The following is a 21660-nucleotide window of genomic DNA, read 5'->3' as shown; positions in this document are numbered from 1 at the left end:
AGATTAACCTAACAAACGCGGCCTGTTGTGGCAGAAAAAGGGATGGATCAGGAGAGGAAATTAACGCCTTGTTTCAGCACCAGATCGCAGGCTTTGGTTTTCACCTGCTTCGCCAGCGCGGAGTCGCCGAGGGTGCTCAGGTTCAGCTGCTGGCCGTCTTTGGCATTCAGCAGGCCCTGAATCCCGTCCATATAGTTGGTGTCTTGTTTCTGCTCTTGCGTATCCAGGCCCAGCTTATCGAGAACCTGGTTTTTGATATTCTGGGTGTCAGTGACCGAGGCCAGCTTCTGTTTCGCGCAATAGCCGAGGATACCCGCCGCGTTGTTCATGGTGCCCGCGCTCAGGCTCTGATTGCTGCCGCCTAACAGGCTGGTGAGAGACGATGCGGACAGACCGCCGCTCTGGGAACTACCGCTGCTTTTGCTCAGCTCGTTGGCGGCGCTGGACAAAGAGTCCTGCCAGGACGCCGCATGGGCGGCACCGGTGAGCAGAACGACGCTGAATGCTGTGCTGAGAAGAATGTGCTTTTTCATAAAATGAACTCAAAAGTGGCCCGTTTCGGGCTGGAAGTGGCTTCAGTATATACCCGCGCAAGGCGCGCCATTCCTGGAAATATCCTAATACTCTTTGCCGGTGACGCGATCGCGGTAGCTGTCCCAGGTGAAGTTCACCCACAGGCTGTTGCCAAGGCGCATACGGTCCATCACGCGCTCGCCCAGCAGCCTGGTCATATCTTCTGCTTTATGGTTGGTGAGCATGCCGGTCGGGCGCTTCGACGAGGAGCGACGGTCGACGATCTGGTTGATGATCACTTTCTCGTAGCGGGATTCGGTCTGGACGCCGATTTCGTCGATCACCAGCAGATCGACATGACTGAGATCGTTCAGCAGCTGCTCTTCCGTGGTTTCACGATTGCTGAAGGTGTCTTTCATCGCCGACATAATGTCCGCGACGGTAATGATTAACACCGATTTGCCGCGCAGCAGCAGTTCGTTGCAGATCGCCGCTGCGAGGTGATTTTTGCCGGTGCCCGGTTTGCCGCTGAAGATAAAGCTGGCGATGCTGCCGTCAAACTCTTCGACATACTGGCGCGCTTTGGCGAGGGCCATCATCTGGCCGTCGTTTTCGACGCGATAATTATCGAAGGAGCAGTTCTGGTGCAGCGGACGAATGCCCGAGCGGTTAAAGGTGCGCTGCATTTTCATGGCGCGGTTTTCGCGCGTCAGGGCTTCGGAGCGCATTTTTCCCTGCTCTTTTTGCCAGGCCAGCAGCTCCTCGCCCGAGGTGAAGGCGGGCTTCACGTTGGCAGGCATCATTTTTTGCAGACGTTTCATCAGGTCGCCGACGTTTTTCATATCATCCTCTGAATCCTGGTGGGATCTGATTATCGGGTTCGGAAATCGTGTTGATATCCCGCTTAGGCTGGCCGCCGTTGCTGGCGCGGTTGATCTGCATGCTGCGGGCAAGTTTTTGCTGCCACTGCACATGATGGAATACTTTGCCTTCGGCCTGCCAGTAAGCGATGAACGCCGCCAGCTCTTCCGGCGTGGCGGGCTGCGTCAGGGCGATGCCCCACAGGGCGGCCTGACGCTGGAAATCCGCATCCGGCTGCCAGCCAGCGTACATGGCAAATTTGCCCATCGGGACGGCAATCGGCGCGCTGGTCGGTTCTTCAAAGAATTGGGTGTCTAAGCTGACGTCGCTGGTCGGGCGCGACAGACGCGCCTCAATATCCAGAAGCTGGGCCAGGCGTTCAGGCGTGATCGCGTAAAACGCTGGCGCGTTGTCGGCAAACACGGCAAGGGTGCCGCCATCGGCTTTGGCTAAGACGCCACGAGGATCGCGCACAAAGGCATCGATACCGGCGACGCTGGTGGTCAGGAGTCTGGATGACATAACAACTTTCTCTACTCGAATACGACGTCGTGATATGGGGTCATAGTAGCACAGAGAGAAGGGGGGACGGAGGGGGATTTCCCCGGTGGCGCTGCGCCACCGGGGAACGATCAAGGCTGCAATTTCGGATCCGCCCCAAAGCGGTTTTCGCCCGGCGTGCCGCTCTGGCAGTTAAAGGCCAGAATGATCAGCCAGCCGACGATCGGGATCAACACCAGCAGCAGCCACCAGGCCGAACGATCCGTGTCGTGGAGTCGGCGGAACAGCACCGCCAGCGACGGCAGAAAGACCAGCAGCGCGTAAATGGTGGTGAGAATACCTTCGCCACCCGCGCGCTCCCATCCCAGAATTTTATCGACAATCCCCAGCACCAGCGTGAGGATGAAGTTCACCAAAACGAACATCCAGTACTCTTTGCGACGGGCGCGACCACTGAACCCCACGTAATTTCTCAGTACTTTTAGATACCAGTCCATTTTCTGCCTCGATATTCAGACAATCTCTTGTTTTTTAAGCGATCGAGGTAAGGATAGTCGCAGATTCTGAATTAAAAAAGGGCATCCGAGGATACCCTTAAAATTTAGCGAAAACGCGTATCGCGGCCGTGCGGCTCGTCCAGATCCTGCCACGGGCCGATGGAGATAATGCCCGTCGGGTTGATGGTTTTATGGCTGCGATAGTAGTGGGTGCGGATGTGGTCGAAATCGACGGTCTCAGCGATGCCGTCCATCTGATAAATATCGCGCAGGAAACCGTACAGATTCAGGTAATCGCTGATGCGGTGTTTGTCGCACTTAAAGTGGGTGACGTACACCGGATCGAAGCGGACCAGCGTAGTCCACAGGCGAATGTCCGCTTCCGTCAGGCGGTCGCCCGTCAGATAGCGGTGCTGGCCCAGGATCTGCTCCAGGCGCGCCAGGGATTCAAACACTTTCCCGACGGCTTCGTCGTAAGCTTCCTGGCTGGTGGCAAAACCGGCTTTGTAGACGCCGTTATTAACATTGTCGTAGATCCAGCTGTTCAGCTCGTCGATCTTATCGCGCAGCTCTGGCGGATAAAAATCACCGGCCCGCGCGCCCTGGGCGTCAAACGCCGTATTGAACATGCGAATGATTTCAGCAGATTCATTGCTGACGATAGTCTGGTTTTTCTTGTCCCACAGGACCGGGACGGTGACGCGACCGGTGTAGTGCGGGTCGGCGCGCAGATAGAGCTGATAGAGGAAATCGTGGTGGTAAAGATCGTCGCCGGTGGCTGCAGGGAAGTCGCTGTCGAAGGTCCAGCCGTTTTCCAGCATCAGCGGATTGACGACGGAAACTGGAATTAAGGAGTCCAGCCCTTTCAGTTTGCGCACGATCAGCGTGCGGTGCGCCCACGGACAGGCGAGGGAAACATAAAGATGGTAGCGATCTTTTTCTGCCGCAAAGCCGCCTTCACCGCTTGGGCCCGGTGCGCCATCGGCGGTCAGCCAGTTACGGAAAGCCGAAACAGAACGCTTGAAGCGTCCTCCAGTGGATTTGGTGTCGTACCAGATATCCTGCCAGACGCCGTCAACTAATTGTCCCATTCTTTCCTCCTTCAGACTTCAGATAGCAAAAGCGAGGAGAAATCTCCTCGCTTTTTTATTCAGTATAGCGTGCTTACCACTTCTTATTCAGAACACGGTCGATGCTGAAAGCGCCAGGACCGGTGATAGCCAGCAGCAGGAAGCCGCCTGCGATGGTCAGGTTTTTCATGAACATCAGGGAGTTCATACCTTCCGCAAAGTTGCTGTGGAAGATGAACGCCGTCAGCAGGGTGAAACCGGCGGTGAACAGCGCGGTAGTGCGAGTCAGGAAACCGAACAGCACTGCCAGACCGCCGCCGAACTCAAGCAGGATAGTCAGGGGCAGCAGGAACCCAGGGACGCCCATCGCTTCCATGTACTGCTGAGTCCCTGCATAACCGGTGATTTTGCCCCAGCCCGCAGTGATAAACAGAATTGGCATCAATACACGCGCAACCAGCAAACCAACATCTTCTAATTTTTTCATTTTACTCTCCAGAAAACCACTTACGCGGCTGACGATTATTTGTGTGCAAATCCGGGTAGATACCGCGTGTTTGCTGTCGATGGAGAGGATAATAAACGTGACGAATGACAATTGTTAGCAAGGAAAACTGTCAATCTTCTTCAAAGATATTGAGTGAGTGGAATCGGGGAAGTGTGCCGGGTGGCGGCTTCGCCTTACCCGGCCTACGGGCACGGCTTGGTTTTGTAGGCCGGGTAAGCGTGAGCGCCACCCGGCAATACCACAGAGATTAAGAACGTAGCTGCTGCTGGCGCAACGTCGATTTGACCAGACGCCAGGCACTCCAGGCACCGAAGCCGCGTCGTGCCCAGCGGACTAACATGCTGGGGTGACGAACCGACCAGATGGCCATCACGCTGCTGCCAACCAGTGCCCACGAGCGCAGGCTCAGGAAGGTGTTCCAGCCGCGATCGTAGGAACGCGTGACCTCCAGCCAGTCGCGACGGCTGGCCGTCAGATCCAGCCGTTGCTGCTGGATCTGGCTTAACAGATACGCTTTGCGTTTACGACGTTCCGTTGTGCTGCTCACGGCTTCTCATCCTCCAGCAGCGCGCGGTCGTTGGCCAGCTCCTGACGGGTATGACGCAGCAGCGTTGAACTGCGTGCTTTATGCAGCGTCCAGATCCCGCCAATGAGCGCGCCCACCAACAGCACGACGGTCGTGGCGATCATCGCGTTCAGGCGGTACTGCGGATCGATAGCCCAGATGATTAACACCATCAGGCTCATCAGCCCGAACGCGGCGAAGAGCATGGTCAGTCCCAGCATCAGCAGCATCTGGAAGAGATTGGCTTTCTCCTCTTCCAGCTCCACCACCGCCAGGCGAACCCGCGTTTCGGCAATCCCGACCAGCGTGGTTAACATACGCTGGCCAATGCCGAGGACGTTTTTAGCCGGCCCTTGTGCGTGACGAGGATCTTCCATAATCAGCGACGCGTCAGCAGAACGCCCAGAACCACACCGACGGCCGCGCCGATGCCCACGCCGGTCCACGGATTATCGCGGACATATTCGTCGGCCTTCGCAGCCGCTTCGCGGGTCTGTTTCGCCAGCGCATCACCGGTTTCACCCAGGCGATAGCGGCTCTCTTTCAGCGCGCTTTCCGCTTTGGAGCGCAGTTTGCTCAGCTCTTCTTTCGATTTGTCAGTAGAAGAGTTCAGTACCTCTTCCAGGGTATCCGCCAGGGATTTCAACTCAGCGCGCAGATGTTCTGAAGTCGTATCTTTAGACATAATTCTCTCCTGTTGAGATTTCCGTTAACTCAATAATCGCGAGCTTCAAGGGCTTTCAGTTCTTCTTCGGCCTCTTTCAGCTTATCTTCACGCTTAGCAATCTTCTCCGCATCCCCTTTCTCTTTCGCCTCTTTCAGGTCTTGACGGCGTTCAGCAATCTCGTCCTTCTGTTCAGCGATTTTCTTCTGGTGATCGGCACGCAGCTTGCTATCCGAGCAGTTGGCTTTCACTTCGCTCAGCGCTTTTTTCAGACCGTCGATACGGTGCTGATTATTATGCTTCTCGGCATAAGTGATCTCGCGCTGGATGTCCTTTTCTTTCTCCTGACAGAGAGTGTTAGCAAAGGACGCGGTGCTCAAAGAAAAAAGGGCCAAAGCCAGAGTGATGCGGTATTTCATTATAGAAACCTTCCATTGTGTTACGGCACTTGTAAAGAGTATGCCGCTTTTCCAGTGTCATGCGGAGAACTTCTGAGGGGTGCTCCGCGTACTTAAGCATAGTAAGTAAACGGGGTAATCACCAAAGTGAGTGAAAAGATTCAGAATCCTGGTAATTAACCAAACCGATGCGAGGTGTCTCGCAGCCGCGTTAACCACAGTGCTGTCTGACTGTCATCGTCCTGCAGCGCCACGATATACCCGCGCGGCAGGGAGCGGTCGAGAACCTCTTTCGCGGCAGCGCTCTGGGCGCTGGAGTCAAACTTGATCAGCAAAACGTCGTCCTGCGGCGTAATGCTTTTGAAGCGAATGCCGTTCGCATCCAGATGGTGCCAGACAGAAAAACCGTCCGGCACGCTGGCGCCCTGGCTCATCGGGCGAATGGCGAGCGTCGATTCCTGATGCTGAACTGCCGTCCACACCAGCACCATCGCGCTGAGGATCGTCAGCGCAATCAGGGCGTAAGACAGGCGGCGCAGGGAACGCGGCGTGATCACCATATTAATTGCGCGCCCCGTATTTCTTCTTCAGCAGGACGTACACTGAACCGAGCAGGCCGAACACCAGCAATACCACCGGGAGCAGCATCAGGCAGGACATCAGCTGATCTTCGTATTTCAGGAACACCGGCGTTTTGCCCAGCAGATAGCCGAGGGTGGTTAAAATCAGCACCCACAGCAGGCCGCTCATCCAGTTGAAGAACTGGAAACGGGCGCTGCTCAGGCCAGAAAGACCGGCAATGGTCGGCAGCAGGGTACGAACGAAAGCGATAAAGCGGGCGATCAACAGAGCAGAGAGACCGTGCTTATGGAACAGGTGGTGCGCGCGCTGATGATAGTGGGCAGGAAGATGAGAAAGCCAGTTCTGCACGATGCGTGTGTTGCCAAGCCATCGTCCCTGAATGTAACTCACCCAGCAGCCAAGGCTTGCAGCGATAGTGAGCAGTAACACCGTTTGCGGAAAGGCCATCGCTCCTTTAGCGCACAACACACCGACCAGCACTAACAGGCTGTCGCCGGGCAGGAAGGCAGCAGGAAGCAGTCCGTTCTCAAGGAACAGGATCATAAACAAGACGAAATAGAGCATGCCGATCATGGACGGATTGGCCAGGGTTTCGAAATCCTGGGCCCATAAGGCATTCAGTAATTGGGTCAAAAGTTCCATTCAGTGTTCCTGGAAATCGGTTAACGTCTCGCCTGTTATTCGGGGTAAACAGCTCAGCGACATCGTTTATGATTTCATTATGGTCGCTCGCGGACACAATGTGGTGGCCAGAACTGATCCCTGTTAAATGGCTAGGTAAGCAAGCACTAACTAAAAAATGCAATTTGCATCCAATTGTAACAAAGCCCGAGGTAATGCGTCACAGAATTTGCGATCGGCCGGGGAAATGATTTTGGCCTATGGAGAGGAACTGACGCGAGGGTATTTACACAGGCTGACACTATATATGTTTACTGACCCACAGCGAGCCGGAAGGCGCAGCGGTGCGCCTGCCAGCGTTGCGGGGACTTATTTTGCCTGACTGGATGCGGTATCGAGATGAACAACCGGATTATCAGCAAAAAGATAGCGGTCGGCGTTAAATTCGAAGTCATCACTGGTTTCGTTGAACAGCATCAGCTTGGTGTTTTCCAGATGCTGCCACATCGCCAGTTTCGCCGCGTGGGGGTCTTTACGAATCAGCGCTTTAAGAATCTGATCGTGATCGTCGCACCAGTTGTCGACGGTACGGGAATCAATGTGATCGTGTAATTTCTTCCAGTACGGGTTGTGAACGCGCTGAGTCCACATTTTTTCGACGATTGCGGCCAGCGCCGTGTTTTGCGTGGCGAGGGCGACCTGAACGTGGAATTGCAGATCCCATTCGGAATCGCGGAAACATTTTTCTTTGCGCGCCTGATCCTGGATTTCCATCAACTTCATGATGTCCTGCTTGGTCACCTGGGTCGCGGCAAATTCAGCGATATTACTTTCGATCAGCTGACGGGCCTGGAGCAGTTCGAACGGACCGTAGCTGGCGAACTCCAGACTTTCGTCCGGCACCGGGGAGTGTTTTGGCAGGTTGGAAATCACGTGAATGCCGGAACCTTTGCGCACCTCAACGTAGCCTTCGACTTCCAGCATGATGATGGCTTCACGCACCACGGTGCGGCTGACGCTCTTTTCATCAGCAATAAAACGTTCAGCAGGCAGTTTATCACCGACGAGATAGACACCTTGCTCGATGCGATCTTTCAGCTCGGCAGCAAGTTGCTGATACAAACGACGTGATTCGGTGATTTCCATATGCGCTCCAGGCAGGGTACGGCGGATGATTTGTTATACCACTTTTGCGAGCCAGTCTCCAGATTTCCCCATGAAAAAGCCGCCCGGAAGGCGGCTTCGTTGATATCAGATAAATTGCGCTAACTCTGTTCCGCGGGTCCGCCAACCTGAGAATTGAGTAGCTCCTCGGCGGACTGGTTTTTCAGCACCGTCCAGATCACCACTGCACCCATCAGGTCGAAGATAGCCAGTACCGCGAACAGCGGGCTAAAGCCGATGGTATCGGCCAGCGCACCGACCACCAGAGCAAACATGGTACTTGCGGTCCAGGCGGCCATCCCGGTCAGGCCGTTGGCGGTGGCCACTTCGTTACGTCCAAAGACGTCAGAAGAGAGGGTAATCAGTGCCCCAGACAGAGACTGGTGCGCGAAACCACCGATACACAGCAGGCCGATGGCCACGTATGGGCTGGTGAACAGGCCGATCATGCCAGGGCCAATCATCAGCAGTGCACCCATGGTGACGACCATTTTACGGGAGACGATCAGGTTCACACCGAACCAGCGCTGGAACAGCGGTGGCAGGTAGCCGCCGACGATACAGCCGAGGTCAGCAAACAGCATAGGCATCCAGGCAAACATCGCGATTTCTTTCAGGTTAAAGCCGTAGACTTTAAACATGAACAGCGGGATCCAGGCGTTGAATGTCCCCCAGGCCGGTTCTGCCAGGAAGCGCGGCAGGGCGATACCCCAGAACTGACGGGTACCCAGAATCTGCCACACGGACATTTTTTTACCGTTGTTGGTCTGGTGATGGGATTCCTGACCGCCAATGATGTATTCGCGTTCTTCGTCAGACAGTTTCTTCTGATCGCGCGGGTGTTTGTAGAAGATCAGCCAGGCCATCGCCCAGGCGAAGCTCAGCACGCCGGAGATAATGAACGCCAGCTGCCAGCTGTGCATCACGATCGCCCAGACCACCAGCGGTGGAGCAATCATCGCACCGATAGAGGAACCGACGTTAAAGTAGCCGACCGCGATAGAGCGTTCTTTTGCCGGGAACCATTCGGAGCTCGCTTTCAGACCCGCAGGGATCATCGCCGCTTCCGCCGCACCGACCGCACCACGCGCCAGCGCCAGTCCGCCCCAGCTGCCTGCCAGCGCTGTCGCGCCGCAGAAGATAGCCCAGGTGACGGCGAAGAAGGCGTAGCCCACTTTGGTACCCAGGATATCCAGAAGGTAGCCCGCAACAGGCTGCATGATGGTATAAGCCGCGGAGTAGGCCGCGATAATGTAGGAATACTGCTGGGTGGAGATGTGCAGCTCTTCCATTAGCGTTGGCGCAGCCGCCGCTATGGTGTTACGCGTCAGGTAACCCAGCACGGTGCCGAGCGTCACCAGTGCAATCATGTACCAACGTAACCCTTTAATTTTACGCATCTAAAACCTCATCGTTATAGTATTGCCGCGCCGGAGCACGGTACATCTCGACCGTTTCCGGGAGCTGTCTTGTAACGGGAGGGCGTAACCGGGAGTGTCTCCCGGAACGGCCCGAACCTTGCCAGTTGTCATCGTGCAGAAGTCGGTATCCGTACCGCTAATTCCGGTGATTTCACACCGGTAACGCATTCCGTCGGCTTATATGTTGCGACGGCGAAAAGATAACTTGTCATACATCTTTAAAAGGTGAGTGACATCACAAATGTGTGAATCTTTGTGTGGTCATTATTAACCCTGCGCAAAGCCAGATGCGGCGCGGCTTGCGGCGGGGTTTGCTCCTTTAGGGGTAATTTATTTGTCAGCGTTTATTGATCTAACTCACGAAAAAAACATCGGTCTCTGGAAATTGGTGTGATAACTTTGCAGCATCTGAACACACGCTTTAGCTTTCCGACACTCTCGTGATAGAGGAAGACGATAATGACGCCGTTTATGACCGAAGATTTCCTGTTAGATACCGAATTTGCCCGCCGTCTGTACCACGACTACGCAAAAGACCAGCCGATTTTCGACTACCACTGCCATTTACCGCCGCAGCAGGTTGCCGAAAATTACCGTTTCAAAAACCTGTATGACATCTGGCTGAAGGGCGACCACTACAAATGGCGTGCCATGCGTACCAACGGCGTGGCCGAGCGCCTGTGTACCGGCGACGCGACTGACCGCGAGAAGTTTGATGCCTGGGCGGCGACCGTGCCGCACACCATCGGCAACCCCCTGTATCACTGGACTCATCTGGAACTGCGTCGTCCGTTCGGCATCACCGGCAAACTGCTGTCGCCTTCTACCGCTGACGAAATCTGGAACCAGTGCAACGACCTGCTGGCGCAGGACAAATTCTCCGCGCGCGGCATCATGAAGCAGATGAACGTGAAGATGGTCGGCACGACCGACGACCCGATCGACACCCTGGAGCACCACGCGGTGGTGGCACAGGACAGCAGCTTTGACATCAAAGTGCTGCCGAGCTGGCGCCCGGATAAAGCCTTCAACATTGAACAGGCGACCTTCGGCGACTACATGGCGAAGCTGGCCGAAGTCTCTGATACGGATATTCGTCGTTTCACCGATCTGCAAACGGCACTGACCAAACGTCTCGACCACTTTGCGGCTCACGGCTGTAAAGTCTCTGACCATGCGCTGGACGTGGTGCTGTTCGCGGAATCGAATGAAGCCGAACTGGACAGTATCCTGGCGCGCCGTCTGGCGGGTGAATCCCTGACCGGGCACGAAGTGGCTCAGTTCAAAACCGCCGTGCTGGTGTTCCTGGGCGCAGAATACGCGCGTCGCGGCTGGGTGCAGCAGTACCACATCGGTGCGCTGCGCAATAACAATCAGCGCCAGTTCAAACTGCTGGGCGCAGACGTCGGCTTCGACTCCATCAACGACCGCCCGATGGCGGAAGAGCTGTCGAAACTGTTGAGCAAACAGAACGAACAAAATCTGCTGCCAAAAACCATTCTGTACTGCCTGAATCCGCGCGATAACGAAGTGCTGGGCACTATGACCGGTAACTTCCAGGGCGAAGGGATGCCAGGCAAAATGCAGTTCGGTTCCGGCTGGTGGTTCAACGATCAGAAAGACGGCATGGAACGTCAGATGACGCAGCTTGCACAGCTGGGTCTGTTAAGCCGCTTCGTTGGCATGCTGACCGACAGCCGTAGCTTCCTCTCTTATACCCGCCATGAATATTTCCGCCGCATTCTGTGCCAGATGATTGGCCGCTGGGTGGCTGCGGGTGAAGCCCCGGCCGATATCCAGCTGCTGGGCGAAATGGTGAAAAACATCTGCTTTAACAATGCGCGCGATTACTTCGCCATTGAACTGAACTAAGGCCGTTTGAGGTTGATATGCAATACATCAAGATCCATTCGCTGGATAACGTTGCCGTAGCGCTGGCGGATCTGAGTGAAGGCGCGGAAGTGACCGTGGAAAACCAGACCATCACCTTGCGCCAGGCGATTGTACGCGGGCATAAATTTGCCGTGTTCCCCATCGCCAAAGGCGAAAACGTGGTGAAGTATGGTCTGCCGATCGGTCATGCGCTGGCGGATATTGCGCCGGGTGAACATATTCATTCCCACAATACCCGCACCAATCTCAGCGATCTGGACGAGTACAGCTATCAACCTGATTTTCAGGCTGAAGAGGGGCAGGGGGCAGATCGCGACGTGGAGATCTACCGCCGCGCCAGCGGAGAAGTCGGGATTCGCAACGAACTGTGGATCCTGCCGACCGTCGGCTGCGTGAACGGGATTGCGCGTCAAATTCAGAACCGTTTTCTGAAAGAGACGAACAATGCCGAAGGCACAGACGGCGTGTTCCTGTTCAGCCACACCTACGGCTGCTCGCAGCTGGGGGACGACCACATCAACACGCGCACCATGCTGCAAAACATGGTGCGCCACCCGAACGCAGGCGCGGTGCTGGTGATTGGCCTCGGATGTGAAAACAACCAGGTTGATGCATTCCGCGAAACGCTGGGGGATTTCGATCCTGAGCGCGTGCACTTTATGGTGTGTCAGCATCAGGACGACGAAGTGGAAGCGGGCCTTGAACAGCTGCATCAGCTGTATGAGGTGATGCGCCACGACAAACGTGAGCCGGGCAAACTGAGCGAGCTGAAGTTCGGTCTGGAGTGCGGCGGGTCCGATGGTCTGTCAGGCATCACCGCCAACCCGATGCTGGGCCGCTTCTCGGATTATATGATCACCAACGGCGGCACCACCGTGCTGACCGAAGTGCCGGAGATGTTCGGTGCGGAACGTATTCTGATGAGCCACTGCCGCGACGAAGAGACGTTTGAAAAAACCGTCACCATGGTGAACGACTTCAAACAGTATTTCATCGCCCACAACCAGCCGATTTACGAAAACCCGTCGCCGGGCAACAAAGCGGGTGGCATCACCACGCTCGAGGAGAAATCCCTCGGCTGTACGCAAAAAGCCGGTGCCAGCCAGGTCGTTGATGTCCTGCGCTACGGCGAACGCCTGAAAACGCACGGCCTGAATCTGCTCAGCGCGCCGGGGAATGACGCCGTCGCTACCAGCGCACTGGCGGGCGCGGGCTGTCATATGGTGCTGTTCAGCACCGGGCGCGGCACGCCGTACGGCGGTTTTGTGCCGACGGTGAAAATCGCCACCAACAGCGAGCTGGCAGCAAAGAAAAAGCACTGGATCGACTTTGATGCGGGGCAGCTGATTCACGGCAAAGCCATGCCGCAGCTGCTGAATGAGTTTATCGATACCATCGTTGATTTCGCCAACGGCAAGCAGACCTGCAACGAAAAGAACGATTTCCGCGAGCTGGCGATTTTCAAAAGCGGTGTGACGTTGTAAGGCGTCGCATGTGTTGCCGGGTGGCGGCTGCGCCTTACCCGGCCTACAAGGTCAAGGTCACCTGTAGGCCCGGTAAGCGCAGCGCCACCGGGCGATTTTCACAGGCAATAATGCAGCTTACTGCGCCTGCTGTTTCTTATCGTGCTGATGGTTAACCCACGCGTTAATGATCAGCGTCAGCGCCAGAATACCAAACACCACGCCCAGCGAAATCGCGATCGGGATATGGTAGAAATCGACGATCAGCATCTTGATACCGATAAACACCAGAATCACCGACAGACCGTATTTCAGCATCGAGAAGCGCTCCGCCACGCCCGCCAGCAGGAAGTACATCGCACGCAAGCCGAGGATCGCAAACAGGTTAGAGGTCAACACGATGAACGGATCGGTGGTCACCGCGAAGATCGCCGGAATGCTGTCGACCGCAAAGATCACGTCGCTCAGCTCGACCAGAATCAGCACCAGCAGCAGCGGCGTCGCAAACAGCAGGCCGTTCTTACGCACGAAGAAGTGCTCGTTGTCGATGGTGTCGGTCATGCGCAGATGCCCACGGATCCACTTCACCAGCGGCTTCTCGCCAATCCCGGTTTCGTCCTCTTTCGCCAGCGCCATTTTCACACCGGTGAACAGCAGGAACGCGCCGAAGACATACAGCAGCCACTCGAACTGGGTAATCAGCCAGCTACCGGCGAAGATCATCACCGTACGCAGGATAATCGCGCCCAGCACGCCGTAGACCAGCACGCGACGCTGCAGTGCAGCAGGCACCGCAAAATAGCTGAACAGCATCAGCCAGACAAAGACGTTATCAACGGCGAGGGCTTTCTCAATCAGATAGCCGGTGAGGAAGGCGAGCGCCTGTGGGTCTGCCACCGCACGGCCTTCCGTTTGTGCCAGATACCACCAGAACGCGGCGCAGAACAACAGGGAGAGGGTGACCCATACCAGCGACCAGGCCGCGGCCTGTTTCATGGTCATACCATGTTCGCCGCGACGGCCCTGTAAAAAGAGGTCGATCGCCAGCATGATGACCACCACGACTGCAAATCCGCCCCATAACATTGGAGTGCCGACAGAGTGCATAGAGATTTTTCCTTCCATAAAAAACAAAAACGGCCAACGTCAGAAGACGATAGCCGTTGCGTTATTTATGCAGGGACCTCGCCTTCCGGCAAGGTCTCACTTACAACCAAAAAGAACACGTGTCGTGACTCTTTTTCGTTGCCCGGCGACCGGATGCGGTATTGCACGCATCGTAATGACGACCCACCGGCAATGAAGTTACTCCCCTTTGCAGGTAACAAAATATGTCAGGACACTGATTTCGTCAATGCCCTTAACGATTCTATTACACAGCTTTACGCGATCGCTTTAGCGCTCACGTCATCCGCAGGGAACACTACACCGGTCTGACGGCGAATTTCGGTCTGCAGTTTCGCCGTGGTGCGGCTCACGGCCAGCCCCGGGTGGTTCACTTCATTGGTCTCTACCAGGCGTGCGAATACCTCTGCCTCATACAGCATAGTGTTAATATGCTGAGGCTGCGTCAGCTCCTGCGCCTTGCCGCCGCGCGGGATAAAGCTCACCTTCTGGCACTCGGAGATCTTCTCGATAACCAGCGAGCCTTCTTCGCCCTGAATCTCGCTCGGCAGCACCGAATCACTGACTTTGGAGTGCTGGAGCGTCACGCTGAAATCGCCGTAATCCAGCACCACAACGCCGTGGGCATCCACGCCGCTTTCCAGCAGGCTGGCGGTGGCGGTTACGCCGTGTGGCTCGCCCCACAGGGCCACCGCAGAGGCCAGGCAGTAAAAACCGATATCCATGATCGAGCCGTTCGAGAAGGCCGGATTAAAGGTGTTGGGATTTTCGCCGTCGAGATAGCGCTGGTAGCGCGAGGAGTACTGGCAGTAGTTAATAAAGGCTTTACGCATTTTGCCGAGTTTCGGCAACGACTGCTGCAACAGCAGGAAGTTAGGCAGGCTGGCTGTTTTGAATGCTTCGAACAGCACCACCTGATTTTCCCGCGCCATCTGGATGGCGGCTTCCACTTCCTGAATATTGGACGCCAGCGGCTTCTCGCAAATCACATGTTTTTTGTGCGCAAGGAACTGCAGGGTCTGAGGGGAGTGCAGGGAGTTCGGGCTGGCGATATACACCGCGTCAATCGCATCGCTCTGCGCCATCTCATCCAGCGAGGTAAACAGATGCTCGACGAGATAATCGTTCGCAAACGTCTGCGCCTGTTCATGGCTGCGGGAATAGACGGCGGTGAGTTTGAATTTGCCGGTTTCATGGGCGGCGTCGACGAACTGGCGCGTGATCCAGTTCGTGCCTATAACTGCGAAACGTATCATAAACGTTCACGTACTCCGTAGCGGGGAACCTTTTGTCACTTTAGCACGCGTGGATGACAAAACCAGTGCTTCACACCGCATTACCATTTAACGATAAATGCGTTAGCCACAAGCGCGTATCAAACTCCAGCTGGTGGTACTGCGGCTCCATGTGGCAGCACAACGAATAGAACGCTTTGTCGTGCTCCTTTTCTTTCAGATGCGCCAGCTCATGCACCACGATCATGCGTAAAAAGGCTTCCGGCGCATTGCGGAACACCGTGGCGACGCGGATCTCCGCTTTAGCCTTCAGCTTTCCGCCCTGCACGCGGGACACGGCGGTGTGCAGACCCAGCGCATTTTTCAGCACGTGGATCTTGTTGTCATACATCACTTTGTTGATCGGCGGGGCGTTACGCAGAAACTGACTTTTCAGATCCTGGGTGTACTGCCAGAGCGCTTTATCCGTCGCGAAGCTGTGTGTTCCTGGATAACGTTTTTCAAGAACACTGCCCAGGCGCTCTTCGGCAATTAAGGTGCGAACCTGGGAGAGTAAATTCTCCGGATAGCCCTGGAGATAACTAAGATTGCTCATCAACGCTCCACGCAGATTATAAAAAGGGTATACTCACGCACCCTTTTCAGGGATAACGCCAAATTTTACCACTCAGGAGGGCCGATGAGCCACTTAGACAACGGTTTCCGTTCACTCAATCTTAAACGTTTCCCGGAAACGGACGACGTTAACCCGCTTCAGGCGTGGGAAGCGGCGGATGAATATCTGCTGCAACAGTTGGATGACACTGAAATTGTCGGCCCGGTTCTGATCCTGAATGACACCTTCGGTGCGCTGGGTTGCGCGCTGGCCGAACACACGCCTTACAGCATCGGCGACTCCTATTTAAGCGAGCTCGCGACGCGTGAAAACCTGCGTCACAACGATATCGCGGAATCCAGCGTCAAGTTCCTCGACAGCACTGCGGAATACCCACAGGCGCCGGGCGTGGTGCTCATTAAAATTCCTAAAACGCTGGCTCTGCTGGAACAGCAGCTGCGCGCCCTGCGCCAGGTCGTTACGCCAGAGACGCGCATTATCGCGGGCGCCAAAGCGCGTGATATTCACAACTCCACGATTGAGTTGTTCGAAAAAGTGCTGGGTCCAACCACCACCACGCTGGCGTGGAAAAAAGCGCGTTTGATCAACCCGACGTTCACCAAACCTGAACTTGCCGATGCGCCAGAAACCCTGAGCTGGAAGCTGGATGGAACTAACTGGACCATTCACAACTATGCTAACGTCTTCTCGCGCACGGGTCTGGATATCGGCGCACGCTTTTTCCTGGAACATCTGCCGGATAATCTGGAAGGCGAAATCGTCGACCTCGGCTGCGGTAACGGTGTGGTCGGTCTGACGTTGCTTGAGAAAAACCCGGAAGCCAGCGTCATCTTTACCGATGAATCGCCAATGGCCGTGGCCTCCAGCCGCCTCAATGTTGAAACCAACATGCCGGAAAACCTGGATCGCTGCGAGTTCATGATCAACAACGCCCTGTCAGGCGTGGAGCCGTTCCGCTTCAACGCGGTGATCTGCAACCCGCCGTTCCACCAGAAACACGCCCTGACGGATAACGTGGCATGGGAGATGTTCCACCACGCGCGTCGTTGCCTGAAAATTAACGGCGAGCTGTACATCGTTGCGAACCGCCACCTCGACTACTTCCACAAGCTGAAGAAGATCTTCGGTAACTGCGCAACCGTCGCCACCAATAACAAATTCGTGGTGCTGAAAGCGGTGAAACTGGGTCGTCGTCGCTAAAATAGTGTTTGCCGGGCGGCGCGTCGCTTGCACCGCCCTGTGAGGTTTTGTTGGCCCGGTAAGCGCCGCGCTACCGGGCACCAGGTTAAATGGTTAACGCCAGTTTTGTTCCCTGCGCAATCGCGCGTCGGGCGTCCAGCTCCATCGCCACATCGCACCCGCCAATCAAATGCACCGTTTTCCCGGCCTCGCGCAGCGGATCTGCCAGATCGCGTTTTGGCTCCTGTCCGGCGCACAAAATCACATGATCCACGCGTAATACCTGCGGCTCACCGCCGATCGTCAGGTGCAGCCCCTCATCGTCGATCTTCTGATAACTTACCGCCGGGATCATCTTCACGCCGCGCGACAGCAGCGTCGCGCGGTGGATCCAGCCGGTGGTTTTGCCCAGTCCTTCGCCCGGTTTACTGGCTTTACGCTGGAGCATCACGATCTGGCGCGGGCTTTTCGGCAACTGCGGTCCTTCCGGACGCAGACCGCCGGACTGATTCAGGCTGGTGTCGATCCCCCATTCCACGCAAAATTCAGCGATATTCTGGCTGGTCGCTTCGCCCGGCTGACTCAAATACATCGCCGTATCAAAGCCAATACCGCCGCAGCCGATAATCGCCACGCGTTCGCCGACCGGGACTTTATCGCGCAGCACGTCGAGATAGCTCAGCACTTTCGGGTGATCGATGCCCTCGATCGCCGGGGTGCGTGGGGCGATCCCGCTGGCGAGGATCACTTCGTCAAACGCGGTCAGATCTTCCGCGCGGACAAACTGATTGAGCCGCAGATCCACGCCCGTCAGGGCGATCATCCGGCGGTAATAGCGCAGGGTTTCGTAAAACTCCTCTTTGCCGGGGATCTGCTTGGCGATGTTAAACTGTCCGCCGATCTCCGCCAGGGCATCGAACAACGTCACCGAATGCCCGCGTGACGCGGCATTAATGGCGAACGCCAGCCCCGCCGGACCTGCGCCGACCACCGCCAGACGTTTGGTTTTCACCGCCGGAACAATCGGCATTTTAGTCTCATGACAGGCGCGCGGGTTGACCAGGCAGGAAGTAACTTTGCCGACGAAAATCTGGTCCAGGCACGCCTGATTACAGCCGATGCAGGTGTTGATCTCATCCGCGCGACCGCTCTGCGCTTTGGACAGCAGTTCCGCATCGGCGAGGAACGGACGTGCCATCGACACTATATCGGCATCGCCTTTTGCCAGCACGTCGTCCGCGACCTGCGGATCGTTGATTCGGTTGGTGGTGACCAGCGGGATCGACACTTTGCCTTTCAGCTTGCGCGTCACCCAGCTAAACGCCGCGCGCGGGACCGGGGTGGCGATCGTCGGAATGCGCGCCTCGTGCCAGCCGATGCCGGTATTTATGATGGTCGCGCCCGCCGCTTCGATGGCCTGCGCCAGCTGGACGGTCTCGTCAAAAGTGCCGCCGCCTTCGACCAGGTCAAGCATCGACAGGCGGAAGACGATAATAAAATCAGCCCCGGCGCGCTCGCGTACGGCCCGTACCACTTCGACGGCAAAGCGCATCCGACGCGGATAATCGCCGCCCCATTCGTCGTCGCGCTGGTTGGTGCGTGCGGCCAGAAATTCGTTAATCAGATAGCCTTCGGAACCCATGATTTCCACGCCGTCGTAGCCAGCTTCACGCGCCAGTGCGGCGCAGCGGGCGAAGTCGTCGATCAGCGCGAGGATCTCCTCGTGGGTGAGGGCGTGGGGTTTAAAGCGGTTAATCGGTGCCTGAATGGCGGAAGGTGCGACCAGATGCGGCTGATAGCTGTAGCGCCCGGTGTGCAGGATTTGCAGGGCGATTTTGCCGCCTTCTTTGTGCACCGCGTCGGTCACAATCCGGTGATGCGGTAGCTGGCTGGCGTCGTTTAGCACCGCACCGCCCTCCATGCCGACGCCAGAAGGGGCAGGCGCCACGCCTCCCGTGACAATCAGCGCCACGCCGTGGCGCGCACGCTCGGCATAAAACGCCGCCAGACGCTCAGCGCCGTCCGGATGCTCCTCCAGACCGGTATGCATAGAGCCCATCAACACGCGGTTTTTGAGCGTAGTAAACCCCAGATCGAGGGGGGCAAAAAGCGACGGATAGCGGCTCATAATCTCTTCCAGTGTAAAATTATTGTTATGTGGTCGGATGAGTTACTAATTTAGCCAGTCGCGGGCAAAAGGGGAAAAGAGGAGTGCGGTGAATGTGATGGGATTCAAAGATTGGAGCAACCGAGTAGGTTGCTGAGAGAATGTGAGAAAAGCCCTGTTTTTCGTGTAATTTTAATATACTGTCTGACACTGAATTCTCGTAACTCATTGATTATTATTCAGGTAAATAAGAGATGGTCAACTGTTTCAGCCTATCAATGGATTTACCAGGCACACTCTTCGATACGGCCTCGCATTTTAACAATGTAAGCGCCAACGATATGCTGTGTGGGGATATGAGGGAGTGCGAGCTACTGGCGCATAGCCTCAAGGATATCTCTGCCAATGTGGATCCTTATATAGAGATTTTATATTCAAACCATTTTTCACCATTTTTGGTACAGTTTTTAAGAAACGGTGATCATTGATGAGAGCCATCTTTTTTTTAAAGAAACCGCTAGCGTTAGTCTTTTTAATGTTGGCTTTCTATAATGCGTGTACGTTGCAGAAAGTTAATGTTTTGTTTTCTGAAAATATATGGTCTGGTGATTATGTAATTGCTGTTGATCACTTACCATTAACCGATCTGGATAAAATTAATTGGTTTTATGATAACAAGGAAATCTTACGGAATCGTTATCATATTTCAGTGGAACACTTTGAAAGTATTGTAATAATGGAAGCTGTTGGTGGTATAAAAAATAGCCATAGCCGCTGGATCGATGATTATTATTGCTTCAGAGATATTGATAGCGACAATCGTTGTGTAGATAAAAGTATGCAGATGCGAATTGATCGCGATCAGGACGGAACGGTAACATTTTATATTTATGGTCTGGGCGGGATATATGTTCAGGGTACGGACGGTAGCCTGCAGAAAAGTAATTATGAAAGGTATTTTGAGGATCTGGACAAAAGGTTAGGCAATAGTCTGGATCGTTGGTTGTTTCGCTGACCACCTGCCCATTTTACGGGCAGGCAGACTATTATTTAAAACCCGAGAGGGTGATGGACACTTACGCCTCGGAAAGTTTACTTAAACCCGGCGCCTGCCACATCGACGTCGTCAGCCCGCTATCCACCAGCCCGAGCTGATCGGCGTACACAGCCTGCCACTTCTGCATCATGCCGTCGTACAGCTCGCGGTGCTCAGGATTAGGCGTAAACTCCCGGCTCCAGCGCACCAGTTTTTCGCCCGTTGAGGCCATATCCGCATATAACCCGGCCCCCGTACCTGCCGCAATCGCGCAGCCCAGCGCAGTCGCCTCTTTGACTTCCGGGACGCGCACCGGCAGTCCGGTGACGTCGGATAAGATCTGGCTCCAGAGTGCCCCTTTTGCGCCGCCACCGGCGAAGACCAGGCTCTCAAACCTCACGCCGGAAAAGTGCGAAATCTGCGCCAGATTGCAGGCGGAGACAATCGCCGCATTCTCCTCCAGCGCACGGAACAGCGTCGCTTTGTTGCATTTTTCCGGGTCGATGGAGAGGTTAATAAACGACGGTGCCGCGTGGTACCACTGCTTAAAATGCATGGCGTCGGAGAAGATCGGCATCACGCCGTGTGAACCCGCCGGAACGCGACTCGCCATCTCTTCGAGAAGGGCGTAGGCGTCCATCCCCATCCGCTCGGCAATCAGCTTCTCTTCGGCGCAAAACGCGTCGCGGAACCAGCGCATCGTCAGCCCGGTAAAGAAGCTGATGGATTCCGCCTGCGCCATACCGGGGATCACATGCGGATTCACGCGGATATTCATCTCCGGATCGGTACGTACCTGCGGGAGATTCACCACCTGCTGCCAGAAGGTCCCGCCCAGTACCGCGGTTTGCCCGGCGCGCACAACCCCGAGGCCCAGACAGCCCAGCTGCACGTCGCCGCCGCCCATCACCACCGGCGTGCCTTCGCGCAGACCACACTGCGACGCCGCCTCGCGGGTGACAGCTCCCAGTACGGTACCGGTCTCTTTGACCGGCGAGAGAATATCGGCGCGCAGCCCGGCCATATCCAGCAGAGCAGGACGCCAGTCGCGGCTGAACAGATCGAGCATTCCGGTGGTGCCTGCGTTAGAAGGGTCCACCGCCAGCTCGCCGGAGAGCTTCGCCGCCAGCCAGTCGCTGATCATGGTGATCGTCGCCGCTTTGCGATAAATATCCGGGCGATGGTGCGCCAGCCACAGCAGGCGCGGCATGGCGGAGAGAGCCAGAGTCTGGCCGGAGACGTCATACACTTCGGATTCGAAATGGTAATCGTGGATCTCTTTGAGTTCAGCCACTTCGCGGCTGGCACGGGCGTCGACGTTGGCGCAGGCCCAGATGGCGTCGCCGTTGCGATCGTATAGCACGATCCCCTCGCGCATCGAACAGCAGGCGACGGACTGAATATCCGCCGCGCTCAGGTGCGCACGCTCCAGCGCCTGATGGATGCACTGACAGGCCAGCCGCCAGTTGGTGTCGAGATCGAACTCCATCGAGCCAGGCACGTTCTCCACGCTCAGGTGTTTCCACTCCGCCTGGCCGACGGCGATCTGGTTGCCCTGCAAATCAAAAACTACGGCGCGAACGCTTCCCGTCCCTGCATCTAACGCTAAAAGATAACTCATAGCATGCCTCGTGTCTGGCA

Annotated in this window: 24 protein-coding genes; 5 read left to right on the top strand and 19 right to left on the bottom strand. The window is 55.9% G+C overall.

Annotated features, from left to right (window positions below):
- Nucleotides 1-47: 47 nt before the first annotated feature.
- The 14 genes from U9O48_RS19520 to U9O48_RS19455 form a co-directional block, all read right to left on the bottom strand.
- Nucleotides 48-533, bottom strand: coding sequence for a DUF2501 domain-containing protein (locus tag U9O48_RS19520; RefSeq protein ID WP_285145581.1), 486 nt, complete (start codon nucleotides 531-533; stop codon nucleotides 48-50).
- A gap of 84 nt (nucleotides 534-617) precedes the next feature.
- The gene (dnaC, locus tag U9O48_RS19515) at nucleotides 618-1355 is read right to left on the bottom strand and encodes a DNA replication protein DnaC (protein WP_282493445.1); all 738 of its coding nucleotides are present in this window, start codon (nucleotides 1353-1355) and stop codon (nucleotides 618-620) included.
- A 1-nt stretch (nucleotide 1356) separates the two neighbouring features.
- Entirely contained in the window at nucleotides 1357-1896 is a 540-nt protein-coding gene (dnaT, locus tag U9O48_RS19510; protein ID WP_285145580.1) for a primosomal protein DnaT, read from the bottom strand.
- Nucleotides 1897-2006: 110 nt separating this feature from the next.
- Nucleotides 2007-2372, bottom strand: coding sequence for a DUF805 domain-containing protein (locus tag U9O48_RS19505; RefSeq protein ID WP_324723040.1), 366 nt, complete (start codon nucleotides 2370-2372; stop codon nucleotides 2007-2009).
- A gap of 104 nt (nucleotides 2373-2476) precedes the next feature.
- Nucleotides 2477-3463, bottom strand: coding sequence for a glutathione S-transferase family protein (locus tag U9O48_RS19500; RefSeq protein WP_282491755.1), 987 nt, complete (start codon nucleotides 3461-3463; stop codon nucleotides 2477-2479).
- 73 nt (nucleotides 3464-3536) lie between these two features.
- Complete coding sequence (locus U9O48_RS19495) at nucleotides 3537-3929, bottom strand: DoxX family protein (RefSeq protein WP_282491754.1); 393 nt, start codon at nucleotides 3927-3929, stop codon at nucleotides 3537-3539.
- A gap of 268 nt (nucleotides 3930-4197) precedes the next feature.
- Nucleotides 4198-4497: a YqjK-like family protein gene (locus tag U9O48_RS19490; RefSeq protein WP_282491753.1), complete on the bottom strand. Its 300-nt coding sequence runs from the start codon at nucleotides 4495-4497 to the stop codon at nucleotides 4198-4200.
- Entirely contained in the window at nucleotides 4494-4892 is a 399-nt protein-coding gene (locus U9O48_RS19485; protein WP_282491752.1) for a phage holin family protein, read from the bottom strand. Before U9O48_RS19485 ends, U9O48_RS19490 begins: the two co-directional genes overlap by 4 nt.
- A gap of 2 nt (nucleotides 4893-4894) precedes the next feature.
- Nucleotides 4895-5200 carry a DUF883 family protein gene (locus U9O48_RS19480; protein WP_282491751.1) on the bottom strand — a complete coding sequence of 102 codons (306 nt, stop codon included), beginning with the start codon at nucleotides 5198-5200 and terminating at the stop codon, nucleotides 4895-4897.
- Between the two features lie 29 nt (nucleotides 5201-5229).
- Entirely contained in the window at nucleotides 5230-5598 is a 369-nt protein-coding gene (locus U9O48_RS19475; protein WP_282491750.1) for a DUF1090 domain-containing protein, read from the bottom strand.
- 155 nt (nucleotides 5599-5753) lie between these two features.
- Nucleotides 5754-6137, bottom strand: coding sequence for an EnvZ/OmpR regulon moderator MzrA (gene mzrA / locus U9O48_RS19470; protein WP_282491749.1), 384 nt, complete (start codon nucleotides 6135-6137; stop codon nucleotides 5754-5756).
- A gap of 1 nt (nucleotide 6138) precedes the next feature.
- Nucleotides 6139-6801 carry a DedA family general envelope maintenance protein YqjA gene (gene yqjA / locus U9O48_RS19465; RefSeq protein ID WP_282491748.1) on the bottom strand — a complete coding sequence of 221 codons (663 nt, stop codon included), beginning with the start codon at nucleotides 6799-6801 and terminating at the stop codon, nucleotides 6139-6141.
- 348 nt (nucleotides 6802-7149) lie between these two features.
- Nucleotides 7150-7926, bottom strand: coding sequence for a transcriptional regulator ExuR (gene exuR, locus U9O48_RS19460; protein ID WP_282491747.1), 777 nt, complete (start codon nucleotides 7924-7926; stop codon nucleotides 7150-7152).
- A 119-nt stretch (nucleotides 7927-8045) separates the two neighbouring features.
- Nucleotides 8046-9344: an MFS transporter gene (locus U9O48_RS19455; RefSeq protein WP_282491746.1), complete on the bottom strand. Its 1299-nt coding sequence runs from the start codon at nucleotides 9342-9344 to the stop codon at nucleotides 8046-8048.
- A gap of 480 nt (nucleotides 9345-9824) precedes the next feature.
- On the opposite strand from U9O48_RS19455, the gene uxaC reads away from it, so the two are divergent.
- A complete protein-coding gene (uxaC, locus tag U9O48_RS19450; RefSeq protein WP_285157401.1) occupies nucleotides 9825-11237 on the top strand; it encodes a glucuronate isomerase in 1413 nt (470 codons plus the stop codon).
- A 17-nt stretch (nucleotides 11238-11254) separates the two neighbouring features.
- On the top strand, nucleotides 11255-12742 hold the full coding sequence (locus U9O48_RS19445; RefSeq protein ID WP_285148204.1) for a UxaA family hydrolase: 1488 nt from the start codon (nucleotides 11255-11257) through the stop codon (nucleotides 12740-12742).
- Between the two features lie 117 nt (nucleotides 12743-12859).
- Here the strand turns inward: U9O48_RS19445 and U9O48_RS19440 are convergent, their stop codons facing one another.
- The 3 genes from U9O48_RS19440 to U9O48_RS19430 all read right to left on the bottom strand — a co-directional run bounded on the left by U9O48_RS19440 (nucleotide 12860) and on the right by U9O48_RS19430 (nucleotide 15676).
- Nucleotides 12860-13828, bottom strand: coding sequence for a TerC family protein (locus tag U9O48_RS19440; RefSeq protein ID WP_324723038.1), 969 nt, complete (start codon nucleotides 13826-13828; stop codon nucleotides 12860-12862).
- 275 nt (nucleotides 13829-14103) lie between these two features.
- Entirely contained in the window at nucleotides 14104-15102 is a 999-nt protein-coding gene (locus tag U9O48_RS19435) for a Gfo/Idh/MocA family oxidoreductase (protein ID WP_324723037.1), read from the bottom strand.
- Nucleotides 15103-15172: 70 nt separating this feature from the next.
- Nucleotides 15173-15676 carry a YgjP-like metallopeptidase domain-containing protein gene (locus U9O48_RS19430; RefSeq protein WP_285148207.1) on the bottom strand — a complete coding sequence of 168 codons (504 nt, stop codon included), beginning with the start codon at nucleotides 15674-15676 and terminating at the stop codon, nucleotides 15173-15175.
- 84 nt (nucleotides 15677-15760) lie between these two features.
- Here U9O48_RS19430 and rlmG point away from each other — a divergent pair, with 84 nt between their 5' ends.
- Complete coding sequence (gene rlmG / locus U9O48_RS19425) at nucleotides 15761-16897, top strand: 23S rRNA (guanine(1835)-N(2))-methyltransferase RlmG (protein ID WP_324723035.1); 1137 nt, start codon at nucleotides 15761-15763, stop codon at nucleotides 16895-16897.
- 85 nt (nucleotides 16898-16982) lie between these two features.
- Here rlmG and U9O48_RS19420 read toward each other — a convergent pair whose 3' ends face one another.
- Nucleotides 16983-19004 (bottom strand): NADPH-dependent 2,4-dienoyl-CoA reductase, encoded by a 2022-nt coding sequence (locus tag U9O48_RS19420; protein WP_324723034.1) that lies wholly within the window; start codon nucleotides 19002-19004, stop codon nucleotides 16983-16985.
- Between the two features lie 233 nt (nucleotides 19005-19237).
- On the opposite strand from U9O48_RS19420, the gene U9O48_RS19415 reads away from it, so the two are divergent.
- Together U9O48_RS19415 and U9O48_RS19410 are read left to right on the top strand one after the other, a co-directional pair.
- On the top strand, nucleotides 19238-19471 hold the full coding sequence (locus tag U9O48_RS19415; RefSeq protein ID WP_324723033.1) for a DUF3289 family protein: 234 nt from the start codon (nucleotides 19238-19240) through the stop codon (nucleotides 19469-19471).
- Complete coding sequence (locus tag U9O48_RS19410; RefSeq protein ID WP_285145570.1) at nucleotides 19471-19998, top strand: DUF943 family protein; 528 nt, start codon at nucleotides 19471-19473, stop codon at nucleotides 19996-19998. The genes U9O48_RS19415 and U9O48_RS19410 overlap by 1 nt, the downstream gene beginning before the upstream one ends.
- Before the next feature lie 61 nt (nucleotides 19999-20059).
- Here U9O48_RS19410 and lsrK read toward each other — a convergent pair whose 3' ends face one another.
- Nucleotides 20060-21640 (bottom strand): autoinducer-2 kinase, encoded by a 1581-nt coding sequence (lsrK, locus tag U9O48_RS19405; RefSeq protein WP_324723032.1) that lies wholly within the window; start codon nucleotides 21638-21640, stop codon nucleotides 20060-20062.
- Nucleotides 21641-21660 lie beyond the last annotated feature (20 nt).

Origin of the sequence: Lelliottia sp. JS-SCA-14 (genome assembly GCF_035593345.1) — a bacterium.
GTDB classification, from domain to species: Bacteria; Pseudomonadota; Gammaproteobacteria; order Enterobacterales; family Enterobacteriaceae; genus Enterobacter; species Enterobacter wanjuensis.
Note: the sequence above shows the minus strand (reverse complement) of the source record. Positions and strands in the feature narration are given on the sequence as shown.